Here is a 20545-nt window from a genome sequence, read left to right as displayed (position 1 = left end):
CTTTACATCCCGATTTCTTGGCTGCGATTTACGTAGTTGTGGACAATTACCTTACGTCCGCCAATTTCGGCAGATTCGTCGTTCGTGAGGCGCGGAAGATAGCAACGTCTGCAGACTTCGCTCTTTAGGAAACCTTGTGGCTCCTTGTGAAGCGCCCGCACTGCATTCATCTTCTCTCCATGCCAAATTTCATGCACGGTCTGATCTTTGGCGTCACCAATGACCTCCCGGTTTTCCTCGTCGTTCGAGCACTTCATGACAAGACCATCGGCACCGATGACGAGGCGCTGATACTGCTGAGGGCACGTGAAATTATCGAGGTATTCGACGTCAGTATCGTTTCCGAGATAATCAATCAACGGATTAAAGGCTACGAGATCGACGTAAGGTGCAAAAGTCTCATAGTAGAGGTCTGGATTTTCCCTGATAGCAGGCCATATGCCCTGCACCTTGATCACCGGCCGATTAAGACCGCGCTCTTCCTTGTAGGCCTTGATGCCTTTGACCTTTTCGAGCAGATCGTTGAACTTGATCGGCTTGCGGATGTTCTCATAAGTCTGCCCGGTTCCGTCGATGGAAATCGTGATCCAGTCGATTCCGGCATCGACGATCTGCTCGAAGTACTTGCGATTCAGCTTAAAGCCGTGAGTAAGCGTCGAGACTTCCTTGATTCCGTGGTCTTTGGCATAGCGGACACAGTCCGCAAACCGCGGGTGAAGGGTCGCTTCGCCGCGCAATGAGAGACGGATCGCCGGAACCTTGCCGCCTATCTCATCGATAATGCGACGATACAGATCCCAGTCCATACGCGTCGTGTTGACGCTTTTCTTGAATTCGTCGCTGATTGTATAGCACATCGGGCAGCGAAGATTGCAGATCGACGCAAGCTCCAGATCAACCAGAAGGGGATATTCGGAAACCTCCTGATTCTTGGCGTACTCGGCCCATCTTTTGCGATAGATAGCGTATTCAGTTTCCCAACCTTCACCTCGATACTTCTCGAACGCGGCTTCGCGCTCTTCGGTATCCATGGAATAGTTGCCTTTGTTGATCGGGACGTTGCGCTCCGTCAATCTAAAGCTCCGTTATCATAGCTCTGATGCCCGCTGAAAAATTCCATTTCGGACGCCATGCGATCAGCTTCTCTGCGCGCCCTATGTCAGCGCGAACGTCAAGTATCTCATTCCGCCTAGCCACGCAAGACGAACCTACGGGAAGGCTCGTCCCGCATACCTCCTGAATGACATCGATAATATCTTGCACCGACAAGGATATACCGGACCCGATATTGAGACAATTATAGCCGTCCGGGGCTCGGAGGGCGCCGATGAACGCAGCGACGACATCATCGACGTAGACGAAGTCCCGTCGAGGCGTCAGGTCCATCACATTGATTGGCGATCGTGATCCGACCTGCGAGATTAGCGTAGGGATCAAGAACTCAGGTCTTTGCCCCGCACCATAAACATTGAATATCCTAAGAGCGGTAACAGGTACATGCTCGTGAGCGGCTGCGAACTCGCACAACTGTTCGGCGAGCCTTTTAGAGACTGCATAAGGATTGTTCGGGTTGACCGGGTCGCTTTCCTGGATTGGAAGGCGGGTGGGAGCACCATAAACGTAGGCGCTGGCAAATATCATGCGCGCGCCGTGACGCTTGCACCAATCCAGCGCATTCTGCGTCCCTACGACATTGGTAGCCATGAAGGCCGAAGAGTTGCTCCAGCTTTCCGGGACGTAGCTTTTACCGGCGAGATGGAAAAGGACGGGAGCGGAGGGCAGGCCACGCCACATGTCCGCGTCGCAGATGTCGCTTATGCGTTCGACGGCAAAAGCATTGATGCCTGCGGCTTTAAGCCCGCGGATCAGCCTTTGACCTATAAACCCGCCCGCGCCTGTAACGACCGCGTCAATCATTCAAGAATCTATGCCGCATCGCTTCGAATTCCTCAATAGCAAGCGCGTAATCGTCGGGCCGGCCAATATCCAACCAGTACCCATCGAAGTTTCGAACGTATGCAGGGTCTTCGGCGGCGAGGAGATCGAGCATCAGCTGATCGAAACCGTACGCGCCTGCGGGTGGGAAGTGCGAAAGCGCTCTCGACGCGAGCATGTAAACCCCCATACTTACCTGATAAGTCGCCTTCGGTTTTTCGCGGAACCCCGACAGCATACCCTGCTCATCCGTGTCGAGCACCCCGTAATCGATGCGATGTTCCCTAGTCTTGGCGGAGATCGTGAATATGTCGCCTTTCTGCACGTGAGCGTCGTGAAAATCGGCGAAATCCAGATCCGTCAGAATGTCGCCGTTCATCACGAGGAAGTTCTCAGGCAGATCAGGAATGAGCGTGAGAGCCCCCATTGTACCCAAAGGGCGGTCTTCGAGCGAATAATCGATACGGACGCCCCATTTCGCTCCATCCTGAAAGAATGCCTTGATGATCTCCGCTTGGTGGTTCACCGCCATGGTGATGTGGCCGAAGCCGGCTGCGATGAGTTGCCGAACGATGACTTCGAGGATCGGATATTCCCCGATCGGCATCAATGGCTTCGGCAGAACAATAGTGTACGGCCTCAGCCGCGTCCCTTGTCCGCCCGCCAGAATTACTGCCCGCCTAGACATTGTATCGATCAGCCTTGTATCTGCTCAAATTTTTGGGATCGCGCATCCATTCGATAGTCGCATTTAATCCCTCTTCGAGCGAAAAGCGTGGCACGAAGCCCGAGAGGCTGCGGATGAGACTATTGTCGCACAACAACCGTTCGACTTCACTATTGGTCGGCCGAAGTCTTTGTTCGTCACACTCAATACTTACGTCGGTGCCAATCAGTCGAGCAATCATATTAACAGTGTCCAGAACCGAAATTTCCTGGCCGGATCCGATGTTCACGGTCTTCCCGATCGCATCCTTGCATTGGGCCAAGGCTATAAATCCATCGCAGGTGTCCTGAACGTAATTAAAATCTCGCGTCGGAGATACCGAGCCTAATTTTATCGACTTTTTACCGCTCAAAAGCTGGGTTATCACTGTTGGAATCACCGCTCTCGCAGACTGCCGCGGTCCAAACGTATTGAACGGACGGGCAATGACCACGGGCATATCGAAGCTAGAATGGAAGCTGTATGCCATTGCATCGGCAGCTATCTTGCTCGCAGAATACGGTGATTGCGCTTGCAGAGGATGGCTTTCGCTGATCGGCACAGAGCGCGCCGTTCCGTAAACTTCGCTGGTCGAAGTCTGAACGAAATGCTCCACTCCCGCGTCGAGGGCTCCCTGCAGCACGTTTAATGTGCCTTGGACGTTGGTCTCCACGTAGCTTGAGGGCGCTTGGTAAGAATAGGGTATCGCAATCAGCGCAGCTAGATGAAATACCGTATCGATTCCCTTTGTAACGGCACGCATCTGAGCGGGGTCACGGACATCGCCAAGAACAACTTCAAAATCGCCGATATGGGCGGAGTGATCCAGCCATCCCCAGCTTGAGAACGAATTGTATTGACAGAGAGCGCGAACGTGAACGCCGGCCTTTACGAGCGTCTCGACCAGATGGGAGCCGATGAAGCCATCCGCCCCCGTCACGAGCACCTTATTCATGATCTTGTGGCCTTTCGGTCGCTAATATCAGTCGCCGTTGTCCGCGACCCTCGCTACGGAACGTTCTTATAGCTCATCATTTTCGCATTCAAGTACGACCAGAGGTTCCACCGACTGCGTCCAGGAAAATGATCGGCGCATTGGATAACGGCGTAGTTCCCATTGCAATTTTCGTTTTCAGAAACTGACAGCCAGCCTCTACGGGCCTCGGCCAATTAACGGCGCCCATCCTGCATTTACGAACGTAGCGACTTCGCAGCTATACGGCTTCCTTGCCAATATTCTGCAGCCGCGCATAAAGCCCGTCTTCCTCTTTTGACAGGCTCTCGTGATTTCCGACCTGCAGCACGCGGCCTTGTTGAACGACGATGATCTTGTCTGCGCTTCTAATCGTAGACAGTCGATGCGCTATCACAATCACGGTGCGGCCGATCATCACATGATCCAACGCCCTCTGCACAGATGCCTCTGATTCAGAATCGAGCGCCGATGTCGCTTCATCGAGAAGTAAAATAGGCGCATTGCGCACAAGCGCGCGAGCAATCGAAAGCCGCTGCCTTTGACCGCCCGATAAAGTGACGCCGTTCTCGCCGACCTGCGTCTCATAACCCTCTGATTGTGCGAGGATGAAGTCGTGTGCGAAGGCTAAGCGAGCCGCCTGCTCCACCTCCGCATCAGTTGCTTCAGGTCGGCCATAGCGGATATTATCTCTGATCGTGCCCGCAAACATGTAAGCCTGCTGCGACACATAGGCCAGTTGCTCCCGTAGAGATTGTTTGGTCACTCCTGCGATATCTTGGCCGTCGATCAATATGCAGCCTGCCTCGGGATCAAAAAAGCGAGGAATTAGCGTAATAATCGTCGACTTTCCCGCCCCGGACGGACCGATGAGCGCAGTTGCTTTGCCGCCTTCGGCTATAAAATTGATGTCTCGCAGGACTTTATCGTTGCCGTAGCCAAAAGTAACGTTTCTGAACTCAATCTGCCCTTGTGTCACGATAAGGGGCTTCGCTTCCGGCTTATCCAGCTGCCGGGGTTCCATGTCTAGAAATTCATAGATCATCTCTGCGCTGGTCACAGCATTCTGCAGCTGAGTCGGCAGGCGCGCAATTCGCTTTGCGGGATCATACGCGAGCAGAAGTGCCGTCAAGAACGACATGAATCCACCGGGAGGAACGTCGTAATAAATGGAACGGTATGCGGCAAAGGCCACGATGCTCGCCACAACCAAGCCCGCGAATATTTCGATCAGCGGTGCGGTGCGCTCGGATATGCGGACGATGCGGTTGTTACGGCGCTCAGCCGTCTCAATCAGGTCCCCGACCTTTTTCTCCAGAGCATTTTCCATAGTGAAGGCTTTGACCACAGATATGCCCTGCATTGTCTCTTGCATGGCGCTGAAGATATGACCCCCAGTCTGCACGGCATCTCGAGTTGCGCTCCGAATCCGTTTGGAAAGGTAGCGCAGGCCAAAAATCAGGGGTGGAGAGCCTATGAAAACGGAAAGTGTGAGTAACGGTTCTTGAAGAAACATTACTCCGATCAAGGATAAGAACGTAAGAATGTCCCGGACGGATGAAGTTACGGCAATATTCATAATATTGCGGACGCCGAGTATACTATAATTTATCCGCGATACGATTTGACCAGAGCGTATCTGATTAAAGTACTCAACGGAGCAACTCATCAAATGGCTATAAGCGAGCATTTGATAGCGAGCGGAAATGTTATTGCTAATCTTCGACAAGATTACGGCTTGGCCGTAATTCGCAAGGCCCCGGAGAAAGAACGCAAAAAAGATGGCGATACAGGTCGCCCATACGAGATCGGGACGGCGGTCAACGAAGGCTCCATTGACCACCCACTTCATTATCCAAGCGGTAAACGCTGTCGATAATGAAAGCGTTGCAAGGCACGCGACAGCAAGCAGATAGCGGCCTGCATATTCCCGGGCATTTTCTGCGAGAACCCGCTTGATGACCGTAGCAGTGCTGTATTTTTCTTTCATGGGACCGGCGCTTGGATTTGAGTTCGTATGTCCATTCGTATGACATCCGGCTGTGTTTAGTCCCGAAAGACCACACAAGGCAACTCCTTGCCCCGAAGGGACGCCGGGCTCGGGATTAGCTGACGCTAGTGAAAGCCCGCCGCTGGTGGCCGCCGAAGGAGCCGGCTTCGCTCGGTTGCTGTCTTTTACCCTGCCACCAGGTTCGGGTTCCGGCGGAGGGCAACGATTTGCATCCGGAACTGATGAAAAGGGCGGTCGATGGCTGGAAGCAGGCTCCCGGAGCGCGCGATTAATGCCAGGTACCGCCGCCTTCATTCATCCGGAGCGTATCGCGAATAGGCTCCGGGCGACGTGCCGACATGCCGGCTGAACGCCACGCTGAACGCGCTTGCCGAGCCGTAGCCGACGCGTCGGGCGATGTCGGCCAGGGCAATATCGCGGCGAAGAAGTTTCTTTGCCAGCGCCATGCGCCAGGTCGTTACATATTCCATCGGTGCTACACCGATCTCGCATCGGAATCGGTCAAAAAAAGTGGACCGCGACATGGCCGCATCCCGCGCCAGGGCCGCCACTGTTATGTTGCCGCCCGGATCGTCGTGAAGACGACGCAATGCGGCTGCCAGTTGCGGATCGGCAAGTCCGCGCAACAAGCCCGGCGGAGCCGTTTCACCGCCGACCGAGCGAAGAGCTTCGATCAGCAGTACTTCGAGCAGCCGACCGAGCACCATGTCGCGGGCGACGCGGCCGCTGCGTGTTTCATCGTGAATCAAACCGACCAGCGTGGTCAGCCGATCCTCGCCGTGAACATGGATTACCTCCGGCAGCAGCGAGACGAGCAGAGTTCGCTCGCGAGCGACGAATGCACAATGCCCCACCATGGCCCTGACCTCGACCGGAGCCTCGGGATCCCCCAGTCGGAATACGCCCGGACTTGTCTCGAGACGCTGCGGGGGTGCAGCGCGAGATGGCAGGTCCATGCTGCTCATCGTGAACGAGTGGATATCCGGCACCAGGACGAAATCGCCCGCGGTGAGCAGGATCGGCTGGCGGTCGGCGACGCTGAGGCGGCAACGTCCTTCGACGACGGCGCAGTAGAAGGGACTTCCGAGCTCGGTACGTTCGACGATCCAACGACCGCCTCCGGTCACCAGCTTCGATATCGACGGGCTCGGCTTCAGCAGGGAAACCACTTCAGCGAGAGGGTCGGACATAATTCGGACTTTCACTAATCAATGTCGGATCATTGAATATAGAAAGTCCATGTCGATCGGTCCATCTCTTCAGGGCACACATCATCGGGAAACAAGAACAGATGTCCAAGATACTCATTACAGGATGCTCCTCCGGTTTTGGTCTCGCCATCGCGGAGACCTTTCTTGCTGGGGGATGGGAGGTCGTCGCGACCATGCGGAGACCGCGCGAAGACCTGCTGCCGAGCCACGACCGGCTTAACATCCTTCCCCTGGACGTCACGGACGCGGATAGCATCGCGAAGGCCGTGGAGGCGGCGGGCGCCATCGACGCTCTGGTCAACAATGCCGGGGTCGGCATGCTGAACGTCCTGGAGGGTGCCGACATGGGGAAAGTCCGCGAGCTGTTCGAGACGAACGTCTTCGGCGCGATCGCCATGACGAAGGCCGTCCTGCCGCAGCTTCGCGCCCGCGGCTCAGGCGTCATCGTCAATGTCAGTTCCAGCGTCACCATCAGACCGCTGCCGGCGCTTTCCGTCTACAGCGCCAGCAAGGCTGCATTGAACGCCTTTACCGAGAGCCTGGCATTGGAGGCCGCACTGTTCGGTGTGCGTGCGCGGCTTGTGTTGCCCGGTTCGGCGCCGACGACAGGGTTCGGGAAGAATGCCGTGGCGCGCATGGGAATGGATATTCCCGAGCCTTACAGGGCATTTGTTCACGACTATCTCCAGGAGTTGCGCTCCGGAAGCGAGGTAACGACGCCAGGAGATGTGGCGCAGGCTGTCTGGCGTGCGGTGACGGAACCTGATGCGCCGATGCGGATTGCCGCCGGCGCCGATGCCCAGACCTGGTTCCGCGAAGCAGGTCTCTCTGCCGGCTGAGGCGGACCATCCCAGTCGCCGAAGGACATTCGGATTCTCGGCCAAGGACATTCCAAACCATGAATAACCTGATCGATCTCGCCCGCCATATCCCTGCGCCCGACGCCAGCCTCACCGTGGCCTACACCCCCATCCACCTGCCCATGGATGGCCGCCAGCCGCTGGAACTGCGTCTCACCGCGCCGGCGGCCGGCGATAACCTGCCCGTCGTGCTGCTGTCGCACGGTTTCGGGCCTTCCAACTACATCCCGTCGAAGGACGGTTATGCTCCGCTTGCCCAGTTCTGGGCGGAACGCGGCCTGGCGGTGATCCAGCCGACGCATGCGAGCTCCCGGGTTGGAGGCCTGCCTGCCGACGCGCCGGGTGCCCCTTTCTTCTGGCGTGAGCGCGCAGGTGAAATGACGGCTATTCTCGACCGCATGGACGAGGTCGAGCGTCAGGCACCGGCCATTGCTAGGCGGCTGGACTCCACTCGGGTCGCGGCGGCAGGTCACTCCTTCGGCGGCCACACCGTCGGCCTCCTCCTGGGAGCGACACTGGATGGTGAGAGCTTTTCCGATCCGCGTATTTCAGCGGCATCCTGCTGGCTGCTCCGGGGCGCGGCGGCAAAGACATGACCGAGGAAAACGCGCGCCGATTTCCCTTCTTCGATGTCGATTTCTCAAGGTTGGCGGCACGCAGCCTTGTCGTCTGCGGTGATGCCGACGATCCGCATTTCACATCACGCGGCCCCGAATGGCACGCCGATGCCTTTTACGATGGTCCCGGCGCAGAAGCGCTGTTGACCTTGCATGGGGCGGGGCATGGGCTTGGCGGGATCGCCGGACTGGACGCACGCGAAACGGAGGCAGAAATGCCCGAAACGCTGGAAACCACCAGGCGCATGACCCTCGCTTGGCTGCGGACCGCCCTGGCAATCGATCCGATCGCCTGGACGGAGGCGTGCGGTGCCTTGAACGGTCCCGCGGCCTCGCTTGCGCATGTTGGCCTTAAAATCGGGCCGACTTAATCTGGTCGTTCAGGGGCGGGCGTGTCGGACCTGATCTCCAGAACGCCGCACGATATTTCTTAAGTTCCGCGGATGACGTAGTCGCGCATGACCGCACCGAGCTTGGCGAGATTGGCCTTCACCTCGTCATAACCTTCGACCTTTTCGCGGGTTTCCTCATTCATGTATAAGCGTCGATTGAGCTCGATCTGGATGCTGTGTCGGTTCTTGGCCGGCGCAGAATAGGCCGAGACAAGTTCGGCACCCTTGAAGGGCACGTTGAGCGATACCGAGTAACCGAACCCCTGCAGCGTCTCGACGACCAGTCTCACGAAATCCGGTTCGCTCGACACGCCCTCGTAATCGCCGACCACGATATCCTTGCGGACCGTGCCGGCGGGATCGGGCGAGAGCACATGGCCGATCGCCGGCATCGAGTGGCAGTTGACGTGATAGACCTTGCCGAAGGCCGCATGGGTCTCGTCCAGCAGCCGTACCATCTCGCGGTGGTAGGGCCGCCAATAGGTGTCGATGCGGTCTTCCAGCTCCTTCACCGTCAACTTGCGCCCGTACATGGGCGTATCGCCCCAGGCGTAACGCCAGGTGAGCCCCATGCCGCGGCGAGCCGAGGCGCTGTCGCGGGTTGGGTGAGGCCATTCCCCCTCGACCATTTGCAGGTCGACATCCTTCAGCGACCGGTTGAGATCGAGGAAACTGCGCGGAAAATGGGCGATCAGCAGCGGCGCGCCGAGCGACGGCGCAAAGCCGAAAAGGTCGTCCACGTAGGTGTCGGAGGCGACGCGCACCAGTTCGTCGGAAACCGTTCGCTCGAAATCCGGCAATGTCAGGCCGCTATGCGGCGAGTCGAACACCAGCGGGACGGCCGGTGCCGTCGGCGGAATGATCTTGAGAACGCCGTCGATCTCGACGGGGGCAAAAGTCAGCTCTGTCATCTTGGTCTCGTTCAGGCTGTGGCGGCGTATGCGGCCGGATAGGTGATGTCGGGCATGCCGATGAAGGCATTGCCGCGCCTTCCCACCATGCCGGGAGCGGCGAAGGGCCGGGGATAGACGACGGCTGCGGCGGGCTTCACCTTGGCGATCTTTTCGAGTGCCTCGATCTGCTCGGCGGGCATATCGACATTGACGATGATGTCGTTGTGCGGGCCGGTGGTCATGCGCGGCAGGTTCATCGCCTCCTCGATGTCGAGGCCGGCATGCAGGATCATGCCTGTCAACTGTGCTAGCGACGGCACGATCTGGTTGCCGCCGGCCGCGCCGAAGGCCGCGAAAGCGCCGTTCTCGTCGGTGATCGCCACCGGGCACATATTGCTCGGCGCATAGGCGTTCGGCGTCAGCGAGTTGGCGCGGCCGGGTGTCGGGTCGAACCAGGACATGCCGTTGTTCAAGAGGATTCCAGTCGAGGGAGACAGGGCGCGGGCGCCAAAACGGTTGAGCAGCGTGAAGGTGATCGCGACCATACGACCTTCGGAATCCACCGCATTGACCTGCGTCGTGCTGGTCTTGTTGGTGGTCTCGGCGGGGTTGAGGCGTTTGCGATGAGCGCCGAAACTTTCCCAGAGGGCTTCGGCCATGGCCGTAAAGAAACCAGCGTCGACCGGGCCTTTTCCGCGCTTCCTGTCGAAGTGATCGAGCGCGTCGAAGAGCCGCTGGCCGGCGCTGGTTTCCCCCGCCACATGCACGGTCTTGCCCTGCAATGGCATGGTTCGGGACGGATAGAGGAGGGGGGGCGTAACTGGCCATGTCCTCCAGGGTGATCGAGCTGCCGCCGGCCCTGAGATCGGCGACCAGCTTCTCGCCGATCGCGCCGCCATAGAGCGAATCCGAGCCTTCGTTGGCGAGCTGCTCCAGCGTCTGGGCGAGCTGGTGGAGCGGCAGGGTGGCGCCGGGCTCCGGCGCATGGCCACTCGGCAGGAAGATTGAACGGGCGCCGGGATCCATGGCGAGTTCGCCTTCGGCGATCGCAATGGCCAGCGTCGTATGCCAGTCGACATACATGCCCTTGCGGGCACGATCGATCGCGGGCTGAAGTGCGCGATCGAAGCCGATCGAGCCGTAGCGTTTCAAGGCTTCCGCGAAGCCGCGCACGCAGCCCGGCACGACCGCCGCTGTGAAACCGCGGACATTGCGGTTGTCGATCGAAGCCGGGTGGCCGATGAAGGTCTTGATGCTGGGATCGGGCTTATAGAATTCCTCGTCGAAAGTGGAAGGTACGCGGCCGGTGAATTCGACGACCTCGACCTTTCCGTCCGGCTGGGCGATGAGCATGTAGCCGCAGGCGGCGAGGCTGGTCATCCAGGGTTCGACGGTCTGCAAGGTGAAGGCGGCGGTCACGGCAGCGTCGACGGCATTGCCGCCCGCTGACAGGACCGCCGCCCCAGCCTCGGCCGCCGCGTAGTGCTGGGAGGTAACGACGCCGCGTTCGCTGACGCCGGCGACCTTGCGATAGACGCCGCGCTCGACGCGGAGATGATTGTATTGCGGATTTTCCATCATTTCGGCTCCAGCGCAGCGGCAACCAGACGGCTGGCACCCGAGAGATCGCCGAGCTTTTCGCCGGCTGCGATCTTGTCCTTGTTGCGGCCCGCCCGTGCCTGACGCGCGATCGCCTCCTCGACGACATCTTCAGCTTCATCGACCGGGATCACCACGACGCCGCTTGCATCGGCAACCACGATATCGCCCGGCATGACCGGGACGTTGCCGCAAGAGATCGGCAGGTTGAGCGAGCCGCCGAGATCGTTGAGCCGTGTGGTGATACCGGAGACACCGCGTGACCAGAACGGCAGATCGAGTTCAAGAATTTCCTCGACATCGGTGCAGGGACCGTCGAGCACGACGCCGATGGCGCCGGCTGTCTTGATCGCGAAGGCGACGCCGCCGCCGATGCAGGCGTGCCGGTCGTCACCGAGCCTGTCGACGAACAGGAAATCGCCGGGGCGGATGAAACCGATCGCGTGGTGGAGAAGGGTGGAGTCGGTTGCCGGGATCGCCACCGTTACCGCCGTGCCGACCAGCGTCCTGCCCGGCTCGACAACGGGGGAAATCGAATGATGCACGAAACCGCGGTGGCGAAAATGGCCGATGGTCGCGACTTCGACGCTTTCGAATTTGGCGATCAGTTCCGGGTCGACCTGTTTCGGCACGCTGCCGATATGATATTTCTTCATGGGGTTTCCTCCCGGGATTTGACTGTCCCGGCCTCGTTTTCACTGGCATGGTGCTGCCAGCCCTTGCCGGGCACGGCGGCGAGCAGTTCCTTCGTGTAGGTTTCCTTCGGCGCACCGAACAGCGAAGCCGGATCGCCCCGTTCGACGATCCGTCCGTTGCGCATCACCGCGATGTTGTCGCAGATCTGGCTCGCGACGCGCAGGTCGTGGGTGATGAACAGGATGCCGAACCCAAGTCTCTCCTGCATGTCGGCGAGCAGTTTCAACACCTGCGCCTGCACAGAGACGTCGAGGGCGGAGACACTCTCGTCGGCGATCAGCAATTCCGGTTCGACCGCGAGTGCGCGGGCGATGCAGATGCGCTGCCGCTGGCCGCCGGAGAACTCGTGTGGGAAACGGGTGGCCGAAGCGCGGTCGAGGCCGCAGGCTTCGAGCAGGTCGAGGGCGCGCGTCATCGCCGCCTTGCGGTCTAGGCCGTGGATGACCGGGCCTTCGGCGATGGAATCTCCGACCTTCTGCCGCGGATCGAGTGCGGTGTACGGATCCTGGAAGACGATCTGAACCTTGCGGCGTGCCTCGCGCAGCGCCTTGCCGTTGAGGCCGGCAAAATCTCCGCCGGAGATCAGGATGTCGCCGCTTTCCGGCTGCACGAGGCGGATGACGCATTGCGCCAGCGTCGATTTTCCGGAGCCGGACTCGCCGACGAGCCCCAGCGTCTCGCCACGACGGATGGTGATATCGACGTCGTCCACCGCCTTCACGGTGCGGCCGCCGCCGAAGAGGCCGGAGCGGGCGAATGTCTTGACGATGTTCCTGGCGATCAGCACTGGGTTGCCGAGGCCTTCGCGTTCTTTTCGCGGCGTCAGTGTCGGCACGGCGGCGAGCAGGCGGCGGGTATAGTCTTGCCTGGGGTGGTTGAGGATTTCGTCGCGGGTGCCGATCTCGACCAGCTTGCCCATCTGCATGACGGCGACGCGGTCGGCGATCTCGGCGACGACGCCGAAATCATGGGTGATGAAGACGATGCCGGTATCGTGTTTGGCGCGCAGGTCCAGCATCAGCTTGAGGATCTGCGCCTGGGTGGTGACATCGAGCGCGGTGGTCGGCTCGTCGGCGATCAGCACGGATGGATCAAGGGCGAGGGCGGTGGCGATCATCACCCGCTGGCACTGACCGCCGGAAAGCTGGTGCGGATAGGAATGGTAGATCTGCTCGGGATTTGGGAGCTGAACTTCGCGGAAGAGATCGATCACCTTCTTGCGGATCTCGGCCCCACTCAGCGACGTGTGGATGCGGAACGTCTCCGACACCTGTTCGCCAACCCGGAAGATCGGGTTGAGCGCCGCCGTCGGCTCCTGGAAGATCATCGCGATGCGCCGGCCGGTAATGTCCCGGCGGGTCGCCTCGTCGAGGGTCAGCAGGTCCTTGCCCTCGAACATCACCTTGCCCGCCGGCCGCCCGAGGTTGCGGGGCAGGAGGCCCATTGTGGCGAGTGCGGTCAGCGATTTGCCGGAGCCGGATTCGCCGACGATGCAGAGGATTTCGCCCTTGCTGACCGATAGTGACAGGTCTTCAACCGCAAAGGCGCGATCGGCGCCGCGTGGCAGCGGCACGTTCAGATGTTCGATGGAAAGTCGCTCGTTGCTCATGAGGCCGCCTTGTCCGTCTGCGGTGAAAAGGCCGTCACCGAGCGCATGTCGCAGCGGCGCAGATGTTCAACGAAGCGGGCGCAGAAGCCGACGAGATGTTCGACCATTTTCTCTCCCTTTTCGGCACTGGCGAGCAGCGGATCGCCGCCGAGCATGCCATCGGCATTCACCTCATCGCAATTGAGCGGCACATGCACCGGCATGCCTTCGAACTGGACGTTGTTGACGCCGCCGGTCGGCAGGCCGAAGGCTTTTTCGCGCACCGAGGGGCGGGCGAGATCCATGCGCATCAATTCGGGGAAGAGATGCAGGTAGATCGACGTCAGCGGATCGCCGCCATGGCCACGGGCTGCGGCGGCAGAAGAGCCGTGCAGCTCCCTCCAGAGGGTATCCGGGATTGCCTGCCAGAGATTGATGAAGGCGACGGAAACGCCGCGCTCGGCGCGGATGCGGCGAAGCGTCTGGTCGAAGAGCGGCGCATTGCTGGTATGGCCGTTCAGGATCAGGATATGCTCGATGCCGTGATCGAGGAAAGCGGTTACGGTGTCCTCGACCACGGCCGAGAAGGTCGAGGCCCGGAACTGGATGCCGCCGGGAATGGTCTTGAAGAAATCGGCATAACCAAACGGGATGATCGGCGCGACGATCGCATCGGAGGCTGCCGCCACCTTTGCCGCCACCGCTTCGGTCAGCATGAAATCGCCCATCGGGGCGTGGGGTCCCTGTTCCTCCTGGCTGCCGAAGGGCAGCAGGATGACCGGCTTTTCGGAAAGACGTTCGCGGAACTCCGCGAACGTCATGTCCTTCAGCGCATGCTTGCGTTTGATGCTCATCATACGAACTTGAAATAATCGCCGTAGATGCGCATCTCGCCGTTCGGCTTGAACTTGAACTGGATGCCGGCGCGGTGGGCGCAGTTATAGACGCTCTTCCACATGTAATAGCCGGGCGTCACCTTCTGCCAAGCGTCCGAAAGTTCCAGATAGGCTCGTCTGCGGTCCTCGAACTCGATCGCCTCGTCGAACTTCTTGCCGGCGGCCAGATATTCCGGCGTCGGATCCCAAGTCTTCCAGGTGGCGGTGGAGCGTGATGCGGTCGGGCCCCAATCGAGCCACAGCGGCTGATAGGGATCGCCGGGGATGAAATCCGAGCTCATCGACATGTTCATCAGGTGGTAGGGGCGGCGGTAGACGAGTTCGAAATTGTCGAGGATCTGCGCCTCGACATTGATGCCGACCTCGCGCCATTGCTCGACCATGATTTCGGCTGCCGCCTCGTAGTTCGGATAATACTGGCGGGTGATATGCCAGAGGAGCTTTTCTCCCTTGTATTTGGTCTTGGCGACAAGCGCCTTGGCGGCGGCGACATCGTAGGGGAGCTTCACCGGCAAGTTCGGGTCATAGAATTTGCCGTATTCCGTGAAGTTGAAGGGCACTGCCGGATGTTCCGTGGTGCCGTTGAAGAGCGCCTGGACGATCGCGTTCATGTCGATCGCCTGGACCATGGCGTAGCGCAGGTTCGGATCGACCAGCGGGTTATCAACCGGGTCCGGACGGGTGTTGAAGGCGAGAGCCGGGTAGTTGTCGGCCAGAACCCGCTTCAGCGTCACGCCCTGGTATTTTTCGAGCGCCGCTTCCTGGTCGGTCGGAATGTTGACGATGAAGTCGAATTCCTTGGAGACCAGGCCTGCCATGCGGGCGGCGAATTCGGGAACGATCTTCCAGGAGATCTGCTTGACCGGCGGCGGGCCGTCCCAATAGTCGTCGAAGGCTTCGAGAACCATGATTTCGCCGGAGCGGAAGGTCGTCACCTTGTACGGACCGGTGCCGATCGGCTTCTGGCCGAAGGCGTCGACGCCGACTTCCATGTAATATTTCTTCGGCACCACAAAGCCGATATAACCGGTGAGCTTGCTCGGGATGTTCGGGTCCGGCCGCTCGGTCTCGATCTCGAACGTATATTTGCCGGTCGCTTCGACGCGCTTGAAGCCGGCGGTGAAAGTCTTGCCGCGCGGCTCGAACGGCTTTGCGCCCCAGAGGCGTTCCGGCGACAGCGTGAACACCGCGTCTTCCGCCGTCATCTCCGTGCCGTCATGGAACTTGACGCCTTCGCGCAGGGTGAACTTCCAGATGTTGCCGTTTTGCTCCCACTTGGTGGCGAGCTTCGGCGCAAAGATCAGGCCGTTCTCGTCCTTGATGTAGTCGCGGTCGACGAGGTTGTCGTAGAAATTCGGGAAGATACGGCGCGACGTCGTCGAGATGCCGTTGATCGTCGCCATATTGGCCCAGAGATTGTCGACCGCGATATTGAGCGACGGCCTTTCCGCCGCGTTTGCTTTCGGAAGGTTGCCCACCATCGACAGGGCCCCCGCTCCGAGGATGAGACTTCCCACTTCACGTCTTGTAAACATCGTTCCACCTTCCCTTGTTCATTTATATTCGAGCGGCATTTTCAGGTTGTTCGGGCACGCAGCATCGGATCAAGGCGGTCACGCAGCCAGTCGCCGACGATGCTCATCGAAAGAGTGACGAGAAAAATGACCAAGCCGGGCCAGACCGAGATCCACCAGGCGGTCGAGAGATAATCGCGGCCGTCGCCGAGGATCTGGCCGAGGCTGGTCTGCGGCGCCTGGATGCCGAGACCCAGGAAGCTGAGCGAGGTTTCCAGCAGGATGATCTGCGGGAATGTCAGCGTCACCTGGACGATCAGGGCGCTCGCCACGTTCGGCAGCACATGTTTGAGATAGAGCCGGCCGTTGCCGGCGCCGAGCGCGACAATCGCCTTGGCATAGGGCTGGTTGATCGCCGACAGAACCACGCCGCGGGAGAGGCGGGCGTATTTTTCCCATCCGAACAGGCCCATCAGGATGATGAACAGCGTCATGCTGTTGCCGAAGAAGGCAAGCAGCGTCAGCGTGATGAGGATGAAGGGCAGCGATGCCTGGAAGTCGACCAGCATCATCAGTCCTTCCTCGACCCAGCCGCGGAAATGCGCGGCGATGAAGCCGATTGCGGAGCCGACGACAGCGCCGATGATCGTCCCGGCGATCGCCACCGAAAGCGACATCCGCAGGCCGGCGATCACCCTTGCCACCATGTCGCGGCCGATGCGGTCGGTGCCGAGCGGGAAGCTCGGATTGCTGCCGGTCATGAAGGCCGGGGGCTTCAGGCGGGCGAGCAGGTTCTGCTGCGACATGCCATGCGACGTGAAGACATTGCCGACGATCGCGACGGTCACGGCGGCCGCCAGGATAATGATGGCGAGAACGAGAATGGGGGAAACGCGCTTCATTTGCCGGCCTTCAATTCTGCACGCGGATGCGCGGGTCGAGGAGGCCGTAGAGCAGGTCGACGACAAGATTTGCGAGTACCATCGTCACCGCCATGATCAGCACCAGCCCCTGCACGACGGCAAGGTCGCGCGAGGAGACGGCGGTCACCAGCAGGCGGCCGACACCTGGCCAGGCAAACACCGTTTCGACGACGATGGCGCCGCCGATCAGCTCGCCGAGATTGAGACCGATAATGGTGACGAGTGGAATGCTGGCATTCGGCAGCGCGTGGAAGATGATGCGTTTCCAATAACCGACGCCCTTGGCGGCGGCGGCGCGGATATAGAGCTTGTCCAGCACTTCCAGCATGGCCGAGCGGGTGAACCGCGCCAGCGTTCCGGCCGTGAAGGTCGCAAGCGTGATGGCGGGCATAATCAGGTGCCAAACGGTGCCGGTGCCGGAGCTCGGCAGCCATTGCAGGCTCAAGGAGAAGAGCAGGATCATCAGGATGCCGAGGAAGAAGTTCGGCAGGGCGAAACCGAACACGGCGGTCGCCATGATCAGATTGTCGAAGGTCGAGCCGCGCTTGATGGCGGCGATGATGCCGGCCGGAACGCCGATCAGGATGGCGCCGATATAGGAGAAAACGCCGAGGATCAGCGTCCAGGGAACGCGCTCGACGATGATGTCGATGACTTCGCGGCCGTCGCGGTAGGAAATGCCGAACTGGCCGGTCGCCATCTGGATGACGTAGCGGAAATACTGGATCCAGAGCGGATCGTCGAGACGCCAGAGCTGACGGAACTGCTCGACCTCCTCAGGCGTGGCGTCGGCGCCGACAAGTGCCACAACCGGATCCCCGGACGTTCTCAGTACCACGAATGCGAAAGTCACCACGAACCAAAGCGTCAGCACGGTGCGCAGAATTTTTAATACCCAGAAACGCGTCATCACGCTCCGTTCCGGGAGCCGAAGCTCCAGCTGTTCCAACTTTATCGTCTTTTTTTTGAAAACTAATCACGGGAATAGATTATTATCTATTACAAAATCGAGCGAGCATTGATATGTTTTAGATATGAAATACGGCATCGAATTTCGTCACCTCCACTATTTCGCCTGCGTCGCCGAAGAGCTGCATTTCAGCCGCGCCGCAGACAAGCTCGGCATGGCGCAGGCGCCTCTCAGCCAGCAGATCCGGCAGCTCGAAGATCGCCTCGGCACCAAGCTCTTCCGCCGCACGACGCGGCGCGTAAAACTGACGCCGGCAGGCGAAATCTTCCTGCGCCACGCCCAGGAAATCCTAGGCGGGATCGACAGGGCGGTCACGCATACCCGTTCCATTTCCGGTGACGATAGCGGAACGATTTCCGTCAGCGGTGTGCATGTGGCGCTATCGCATGTCCTGCCGCCGGTAATTTCGGACTTTCGAAAGCGCTATCCGGCGATGACCGTCGACGTGCAGGTGCTCGGCACGGCACAGCAGCTCGAACTGCTCCAGAACAACAAGGTTCAGGTGGCCTTCATCCGCCCGACCAATCCGGCAGGCTTTCTGAAGACCGAGCATATCCTGCAGGAAGGTTTCGTGGCGGTGCTGCCCAGGGAGCATCGGCTGGCGCAGAAGGAAAACCTGACCGTCAAGGATTTTGCCGGCGAACCCGTCATCACCTATGCCCCGACTGTCGGAGCGAGCTACTATCACGCGATCATGGGGGCATTGCGCCGCGCCGGCGTCTATCCGGTCATCGTGCAGGAGGTCTCGCATACTTTGGCGATCGGCACCCTGGTGGCGGCCGGCGTCGGGATTGCGATTGCGCCGTCCTGGCTCGCTCACAATCCCAGCCCATATCTCGTCTACCAGCGGCTCGACGACATCCCCGCCGAAGTCGAATTGCTCGTCGCCTGGCATGCGGAGGAAAAATCGAAGATCGTGCTCGATTTCGTCGAGACGACGCGTCGGGTTGCGGCAATGAAGGATGTGAGAACCGCGATCAGGTGGCCGATCAAGTCTATCCTGCCGACCCAATTGGAATCGATCGACGGATCATGGTCAACTCGGCCAGAAGCGCCGTGCAGCCTTGATTGACAGGGAGCCTGAAATCTGGTGCGATTGTTGCGCGGCTTGAGGAGGCTGCGTCATGGAGGAGGACGATCGGATATGGTCAAGCTGCTTGTAGCCACAGCTTTTGTTGCCCTCATGCCCGGCTTGACGCCGGCCGTCGCCGCGGATTCTTCGCCCGAAGCCCAATGCTCGGCGGCGAAGAACCTTCAGCTGCCCACTTTCGACATGAAGATCGCGAGCGCCGATCACGTCAAGGACAAGGGACCAGCGCATTGTCTCGTCAGCGGGTCGTTCGAACACCGCACCGGGGCGGACGGCAAGCCTTATGCGATCGGGTTTTCGATCGCCCTGCCGGACAATTGGACCGGAAGGTTTCTGGTGCAGGGCGGTGGGGGCCTGAATGGCGTCGTGCGGCCGGCCGTGGGGGACGTGGCCGCCGGAGGAAAAAACGCTCTTTCCCGTGGTTTCGCCGTCATTTCCCATGACAGCGGCCACAAGGGCGAGGTCTGGGACGCCTCCTTCAGGGCGGACCAGATTGCCACGCTGAATTTCGCCGGCTGGTCGGTCGAGAAGGTCACGGCCCTCGGCAAGGCATTGGTCGCCACCTATTACGGCAAGGGCGCCGATCGCTCCTATTTTGCGGGATGCTCGACCGGCGGTCGCGAGGCGATGGCCTCGGCGCAACGCTTTCCAACATTGTTCGACGGCATCATCGCCGGGGCTCCTGCGATGCGCACAAGCCGTTCGAACATGTCGCTCGCCGCCAAGAACGTCGCGATGAACAAGATATCTCCGGCCGGTGCCGATGGCGCGCCGGACCGCTCGAAAGCCTTTTCGGACGGCGACCGCGATCTGGTTCTCAAGGGAATACTGAAGGCTTGCGACGGTCTTGACGGCCTCGAGGACGGAATGATCTCAAATCCGGGCGCATGCAAGTTTGACCCGGCGAGCCTTGTCTGCCCTGCCGGTAAAGTCGACGGTTGTCTCACGAAGCAGCAGGCGGACGTCGTGGCCGAGACATTTTCGCCGACGCTTGATGCATCGGGCCGGCCGGCCTATGTGGCGTTCCCCTACGATACGGGCGTCATGAGCACGACAGATCCCATTCCGGGACTCATGCGGTTCGATGACAAGCGCAATCGGCAGTTCAAGAACAACGCCATGAGTTTCGATGTGGACGATGCCGTCGAGAAAGCCGATATCGGCGATCCGCAGCAGCGGTTGATCAACGCCGACCAATGGGCGGATCTCAGTTCCTTCGCCGCCCGAGGAAGCAAGATCATCTTCTTCCATGGGGTGAGTGATCCGTGGTTTTCCTCCAACGATACGGTCGGTTTCTTCAACCGGATGAGCACCGCGACTAAAACAGGTAAGCGGGTGGAGGACTGGGCCAAGCTCTATCTGGTTCCGGGCATGAGCCATTGCAGCGGCGGACCAGCCGGTCTCGACCAGTTCGACATGTTGACCAGGCTGATCGACTGGGTGGAAAAAGATGAAGCTCCACGAAGCATCGAAGCGTCGGGCAAGGCTTTTCCGAACCGCACACGACCGCTATGCCCCTATCCGTCGCACGCGCAATATAAGGGAGAAGGGAGTGCCGACAGCGCGGCAAGCTTTGAGTGCCGCAATAACTGACGCGGGCGCGTCCATGAGATGCCCGCGCAGCGGTCGGAACTTAATGTGAATAGCGCGGCCGCTTCCTGCGCGTAAATT

At 59.8% G+C, this 20545-nt stretch carries 17 protein-coding genes and 2 pseudogenes; 4 read left to right on the top strand and 15 right to left on the bottom strand.

Annotation, left to right across the window (positions count from 1 at the left end):
- Nucleotides 1–2: 2 nt before the first annotated feature.
- The 6 genes from ACZ9IU_RS28930 to ACZ9IU_RS28905 form a co-directional block, all read right to left on the bottom strand.
- Nucleotides 3–1073 carry a radical SAM/SPASM domain-containing protein gene (locus ACZ9IU_RS28930; protein WP_040124432.1) on the bottom strand — a complete coding sequence of 357 codons (1071 nt, stop codon included), beginning with the start codon at nucleotides 1071–1073 and terminating at the stop codon, nucleotides 3–5.
- Nucleotide 1074: 1 nt separating this feature from the next.
- Nucleotides 1075–1917, bottom strand: coding sequence for an NAD-dependent epimerase/dehydratase family protein (locus tag ACZ9IU_RS28925; protein ID WP_040124433.1), 843 nt, complete (start codon nucleotides 1915–1917; stop codon nucleotides 1075–1077).
- On the bottom strand, nucleotides 1910–2623 hold the full coding sequence (locus tag ACZ9IU_RS28920; RefSeq protein WP_040124434.1) for a nucleotidyltransferase family protein: 714 nt from the start codon (nucleotides 2621–2623) through the stop codon (nucleotides 1910–1912). Before ACZ9IU_RS28920 ends, ACZ9IU_RS28925 begins: the two co-directional genes overlap by 8 nt.
- Complete coding sequence (locus tag ACZ9IU_RS28915; protein ID WP_040124435.1) at nucleotides 2616–3596, bottom strand: NAD-dependent 4,6-dehydratase LegB; 981 nt, start codon at nucleotides 3594–3596, stop codon at nucleotides 2616–2618. The genes ACZ9IU_RS28920 and ACZ9IU_RS28915 overlap by 8 nt, the downstream gene beginning before the upstream one ends.
- Nucleotides 3597–3855: 259 nt before the next feature.
- On the bottom strand, nucleotides 3856–5604 hold the full coding sequence (locus tag ACZ9IU_RS28910; protein WP_040124436.1) for an ABC transporter ATP-binding protein: 1749 nt from the start codon (nucleotides 5602–5604) through the stop codon (nucleotides 3856–3858).
- A gap of 311 nt (nucleotides 5605–5915) precedes the next feature.
- Nucleotides 5916–6815: an AraC family transcriptional regulator gene (locus ACZ9IU_RS28905; RefSeq protein WP_040124438.1), complete on the bottom strand. Its 900-nt coding sequence runs from the start codon at nucleotides 6813–6815 to the stop codon at nucleotides 5916–5918.
- Nucleotides 6816–6916: 101 nt separating this feature from the next.
- Between ACZ9IU_RS28905 and ACZ9IU_RS28900 the strand changes: the two genes are divergently transcribed.
- Together ACZ9IU_RS28900 and ACZ9IU_RS28895 are read left to right on the top strand one after the other, a co-directional pair.
- Complete coding sequence (locus tag ACZ9IU_RS28900) at nucleotides 6917–7675, top strand: SDR family oxidoreductase (RefSeq protein ID WP_040124439.1); 759 nt, start codon at nucleotides 6917–6919, stop codon at nucleotides 7673–7675.
- 59 nt (nucleotides 7676–7734) lie between these two features.
- Nucleotides 7735–8684 (top strand): annotated as a pseudogene (locus ACZ9IU_RS28895) (alpha/beta hydrolase family protein).
- Nucleotides 8685–8743: 59 nt separating this feature from the next.
- Here ACZ9IU_RS28895 and ACZ9IU_RS28890 read toward each other — a convergent pair.
- The 9 genes and pseudogenes from ACZ9IU_RS28890 to ACZ9IU_RS28850 form a co-directional block, all read right to left on the bottom strand.
- The gene (locus ACZ9IU_RS28890) at nucleotides 8744–9616 is read right to left on the bottom strand and encodes an N-formylglutamate amidohydrolase (RefSeq protein ID WP_040124440.1); all 873 of its coding nucleotides are present in this window, start codon (nucleotides 9614–9616) and stop codon (nucleotides 8744–8746) included.
- Nucleotides 9617–9627: 11 nt separating this feature from the next.
- Entirely contained in the window at nucleotides 9628–10380 is a 753-nt protein-coding gene (locus tag ACZ9IU_RS28885) for a gamma-glutamyltransferase (protein WP_498957852.1), read from the bottom strand.
- A gap of 91 nt (nucleotides 10381–10471) precedes the next feature.
- Nucleotides 10472–11176 (bottom strand): annotated as a pseudogene (locus ACZ9IU_RS28880) (gamma-glutamyltransferase); the annotation flags it as partial.
- Nucleotides 11176–11853, bottom strand: a complete 678-nt coding sequence (locus tag ACZ9IU_RS28875) for an RraA family protein (protein WP_040124443.1) — start codon at nucleotides 11851–11853, stop codon at nucleotides 11176–11178. The pseudogene ACZ9IU_RS28880 and the gene ACZ9IU_RS28875, both read right to left, overlap by 1 nt.
- Nucleotides 11850–13502 (bottom strand): ABC transporter ATP-binding protein, encoded by a 1653-nt coding sequence (locus ACZ9IU_RS28870; RefSeq protein ID WP_040124444.1) that lies wholly within the window; start codon nucleotides 13500–13502, stop codon nucleotides 11850–11852. Before ACZ9IU_RS28870 ends, ACZ9IU_RS28875 begins: the two co-directional genes overlap by 4 nt.
- Nucleotides 13499–14335, bottom strand: a complete 837-nt coding sequence (locus tag ACZ9IU_RS28865; protein ID WP_498957835.1) for a creatininase family protein — start codon at nucleotides 14333–14335, stop codon at nucleotides 13499–13501. Before ACZ9IU_RS28865 ends, ACZ9IU_RS28870 begins: the two co-directional genes overlap by 4 nt.
- Nucleotides 14335–15912 carry an ABC transporter substrate-binding protein gene (locus tag ACZ9IU_RS28860; RefSeq protein ID WP_040124447.1) on the bottom strand — a complete coding sequence of 526 codons (1578 nt, stop codon included), beginning with the start codon at nucleotides 15910–15912 and terminating at the stop codon, nucleotides 14335–14337. Before ACZ9IU_RS28860 ends, ACZ9IU_RS28865 begins: the two co-directional genes overlap by 1 nt.
- 41 nt (nucleotides 15913–15953) lie before the next feature.
- The gene (locus tag ACZ9IU_RS28855; protein ID WP_040124449.1) at nucleotides 15954–16793 is read right to left on the bottom strand and encodes an ABC transporter permease; all 840 of its coding nucleotides are present in this window, start codon (nucleotides 16791–16793) and stop codon (nucleotides 15954–15956) included.
- A 10-nt stretch (nucleotides 16794–16803) separates the two neighbouring features.
- Nucleotides 16804–17724 (bottom strand): ABC transporter permease, encoded by a 921-nt coding sequence (locus ACZ9IU_RS28850; protein ID WP_040125722.1) that lies wholly within the window; start codon nucleotides 17722–17724, stop codon nucleotides 16804–16806.
- Nucleotides 17725–17848: 124 nt separating this feature from the next.
- Between ACZ9IU_RS28850 and ACZ9IU_RS28845 the strand changes: the two genes are divergently transcribed.
- Nucleotides 17849–18856: a LysR family transcriptional regulator gene (locus ACZ9IU_RS28845; protein WP_244447601.1), complete on the top strand. Its 1008-nt coding sequence runs from the start codon at nucleotides 17849–17851 to the stop codon at nucleotides 18854–18856.
- A gap of 72 nt (nucleotides 18857–18928) precedes the next feature.
- The gene (locus tag ACZ9IU_RS28840; RefSeq protein WP_051900380.1) at nucleotides 18929–20467 is read left to right on the top strand and encodes a tannase/feruloyl esterase family alpha/beta hydrolase; all 1539 of its coding nucleotides are present in this window, start codon (nucleotides 18929–18931) and stop codon (nucleotides 20465–20467) included.
- Nucleotides 20468–20545 lie beyond the last annotated feature (78 nt).

The organism is Mesorhizobium sp. USDA 4132, from assembly GCF_056279545.1.
Note: the sequence above shows the minus strand (reverse complement) of the source record. Positions and strands in the feature narration are given on the sequence as shown.

Bases quoted from the DNA above. Each gene is read 5' to 3' on its own strand.
- ACZ9IU_RS28925 (WP_040124433.1), bottom strand. From the start codon at position 1,917: ATGATTGACGCGGTCGTTACAGGCGCGGGCGGGTTTATAGGTCAAAGG.
- ACZ9IU_RS28920 (WP_040124434.1), bottom strand. From the start codon at position 2,623: ATGTCTAGGCGGGCAGTAATTCTGGCGGGCGGACAAGGGACGCGGCTG.
- ACZ9IU_RS28915 (WP_040124435.1), bottom strand. From the start codon at position 3,596: ATGAATAAGGTGCTCGTGACGGGGGCGGATGGCTTCATCGGCTCCCAT.
- ACZ9IU_RS28910 (WP_040124436.1), bottom strand. From the start codon at position 5,604: ATGAAAGAAAAATACAGCACTGCTACGGTCATCAAGCGGGTTCTCGCA.
- ACZ9IU_RS28905 (WP_040124438.1), bottom strand. From the start codon at position 6,815: ATGTCCGACCCTCTCGCTGAAGTGGTTTCCCTGCTGAAGCCGAGCCCG.
- ACZ9IU_RS28900 (WP_040124439.1), top strand. From the start codon at position 6,917: ATGTCCAAGATACTCATTACAGGATGCTCCTCCGGTTTTGGTCTCGCC.
- ACZ9IU_RS28890 (WP_040124440.1), bottom strand. From the start codon at position 9,616: ATGACAGAGCTGACTTTTGCCCCCGTCGAGATCGACGGCGTTCTCAAG.
- ACZ9IU_RS28875 (WP_040124443.1), bottom strand. From the start codon at position 11,853: ATGAAGAAATATCATATCGGCAGCGTGCCGAAACAGGTCGACCCGGAA.
- ACZ9IU_RS28870 (WP_040124444.1), bottom strand. From the start codon at position 13,502: ATGAGCAACGAGCGACTTTCCATCGAACATCTGAACGTGCCGCTGCCA.
- ACZ9IU_RS28865 (WP_498957835.1), bottom strand. From the start codon at position 14,335: ATGAGCATCAAACGCAAGCATGCGCTGAAGGACATGACGTTCGCGGAG.
- ACZ9IU_RS28860 (WP_040124447.1), bottom strand. From the start codon at position 15,912: ATGTTTACAAGACGTGAAGTGGGAAGTCTCATCCTCGGAGCGGGGGCC.
- ACZ9IU_RS28855 (WP_040124449.1), bottom strand. From the start codon at position 16,793: ATGAAGCGCGTTTCCCCCATTCTCGTTCTCGCCATCATTATCCTGGCG.
- ACZ9IU_RS28850 (WP_040125722.1), bottom strand. From the start codon at position 17,724: ATGACGCGTTTCTGGGTATTAAAAATTCTGCGCACCGTGCTGACGCTT.
- ACZ9IU_RS28845 (WP_244447601.1), top strand. From the start codon at position 17,849: ATGAAATACGGCATCGAATTTCGTCACCTCCACTATTTCGCCTGCGTC.
- ACZ9IU_RS28840 (WP_051900380.1), top strand. From the start codon at position 18,929: ATGGTCAAGCTGCTTGTAGCCACAGCTTTTGTTGCCCTCATGCCCGGC.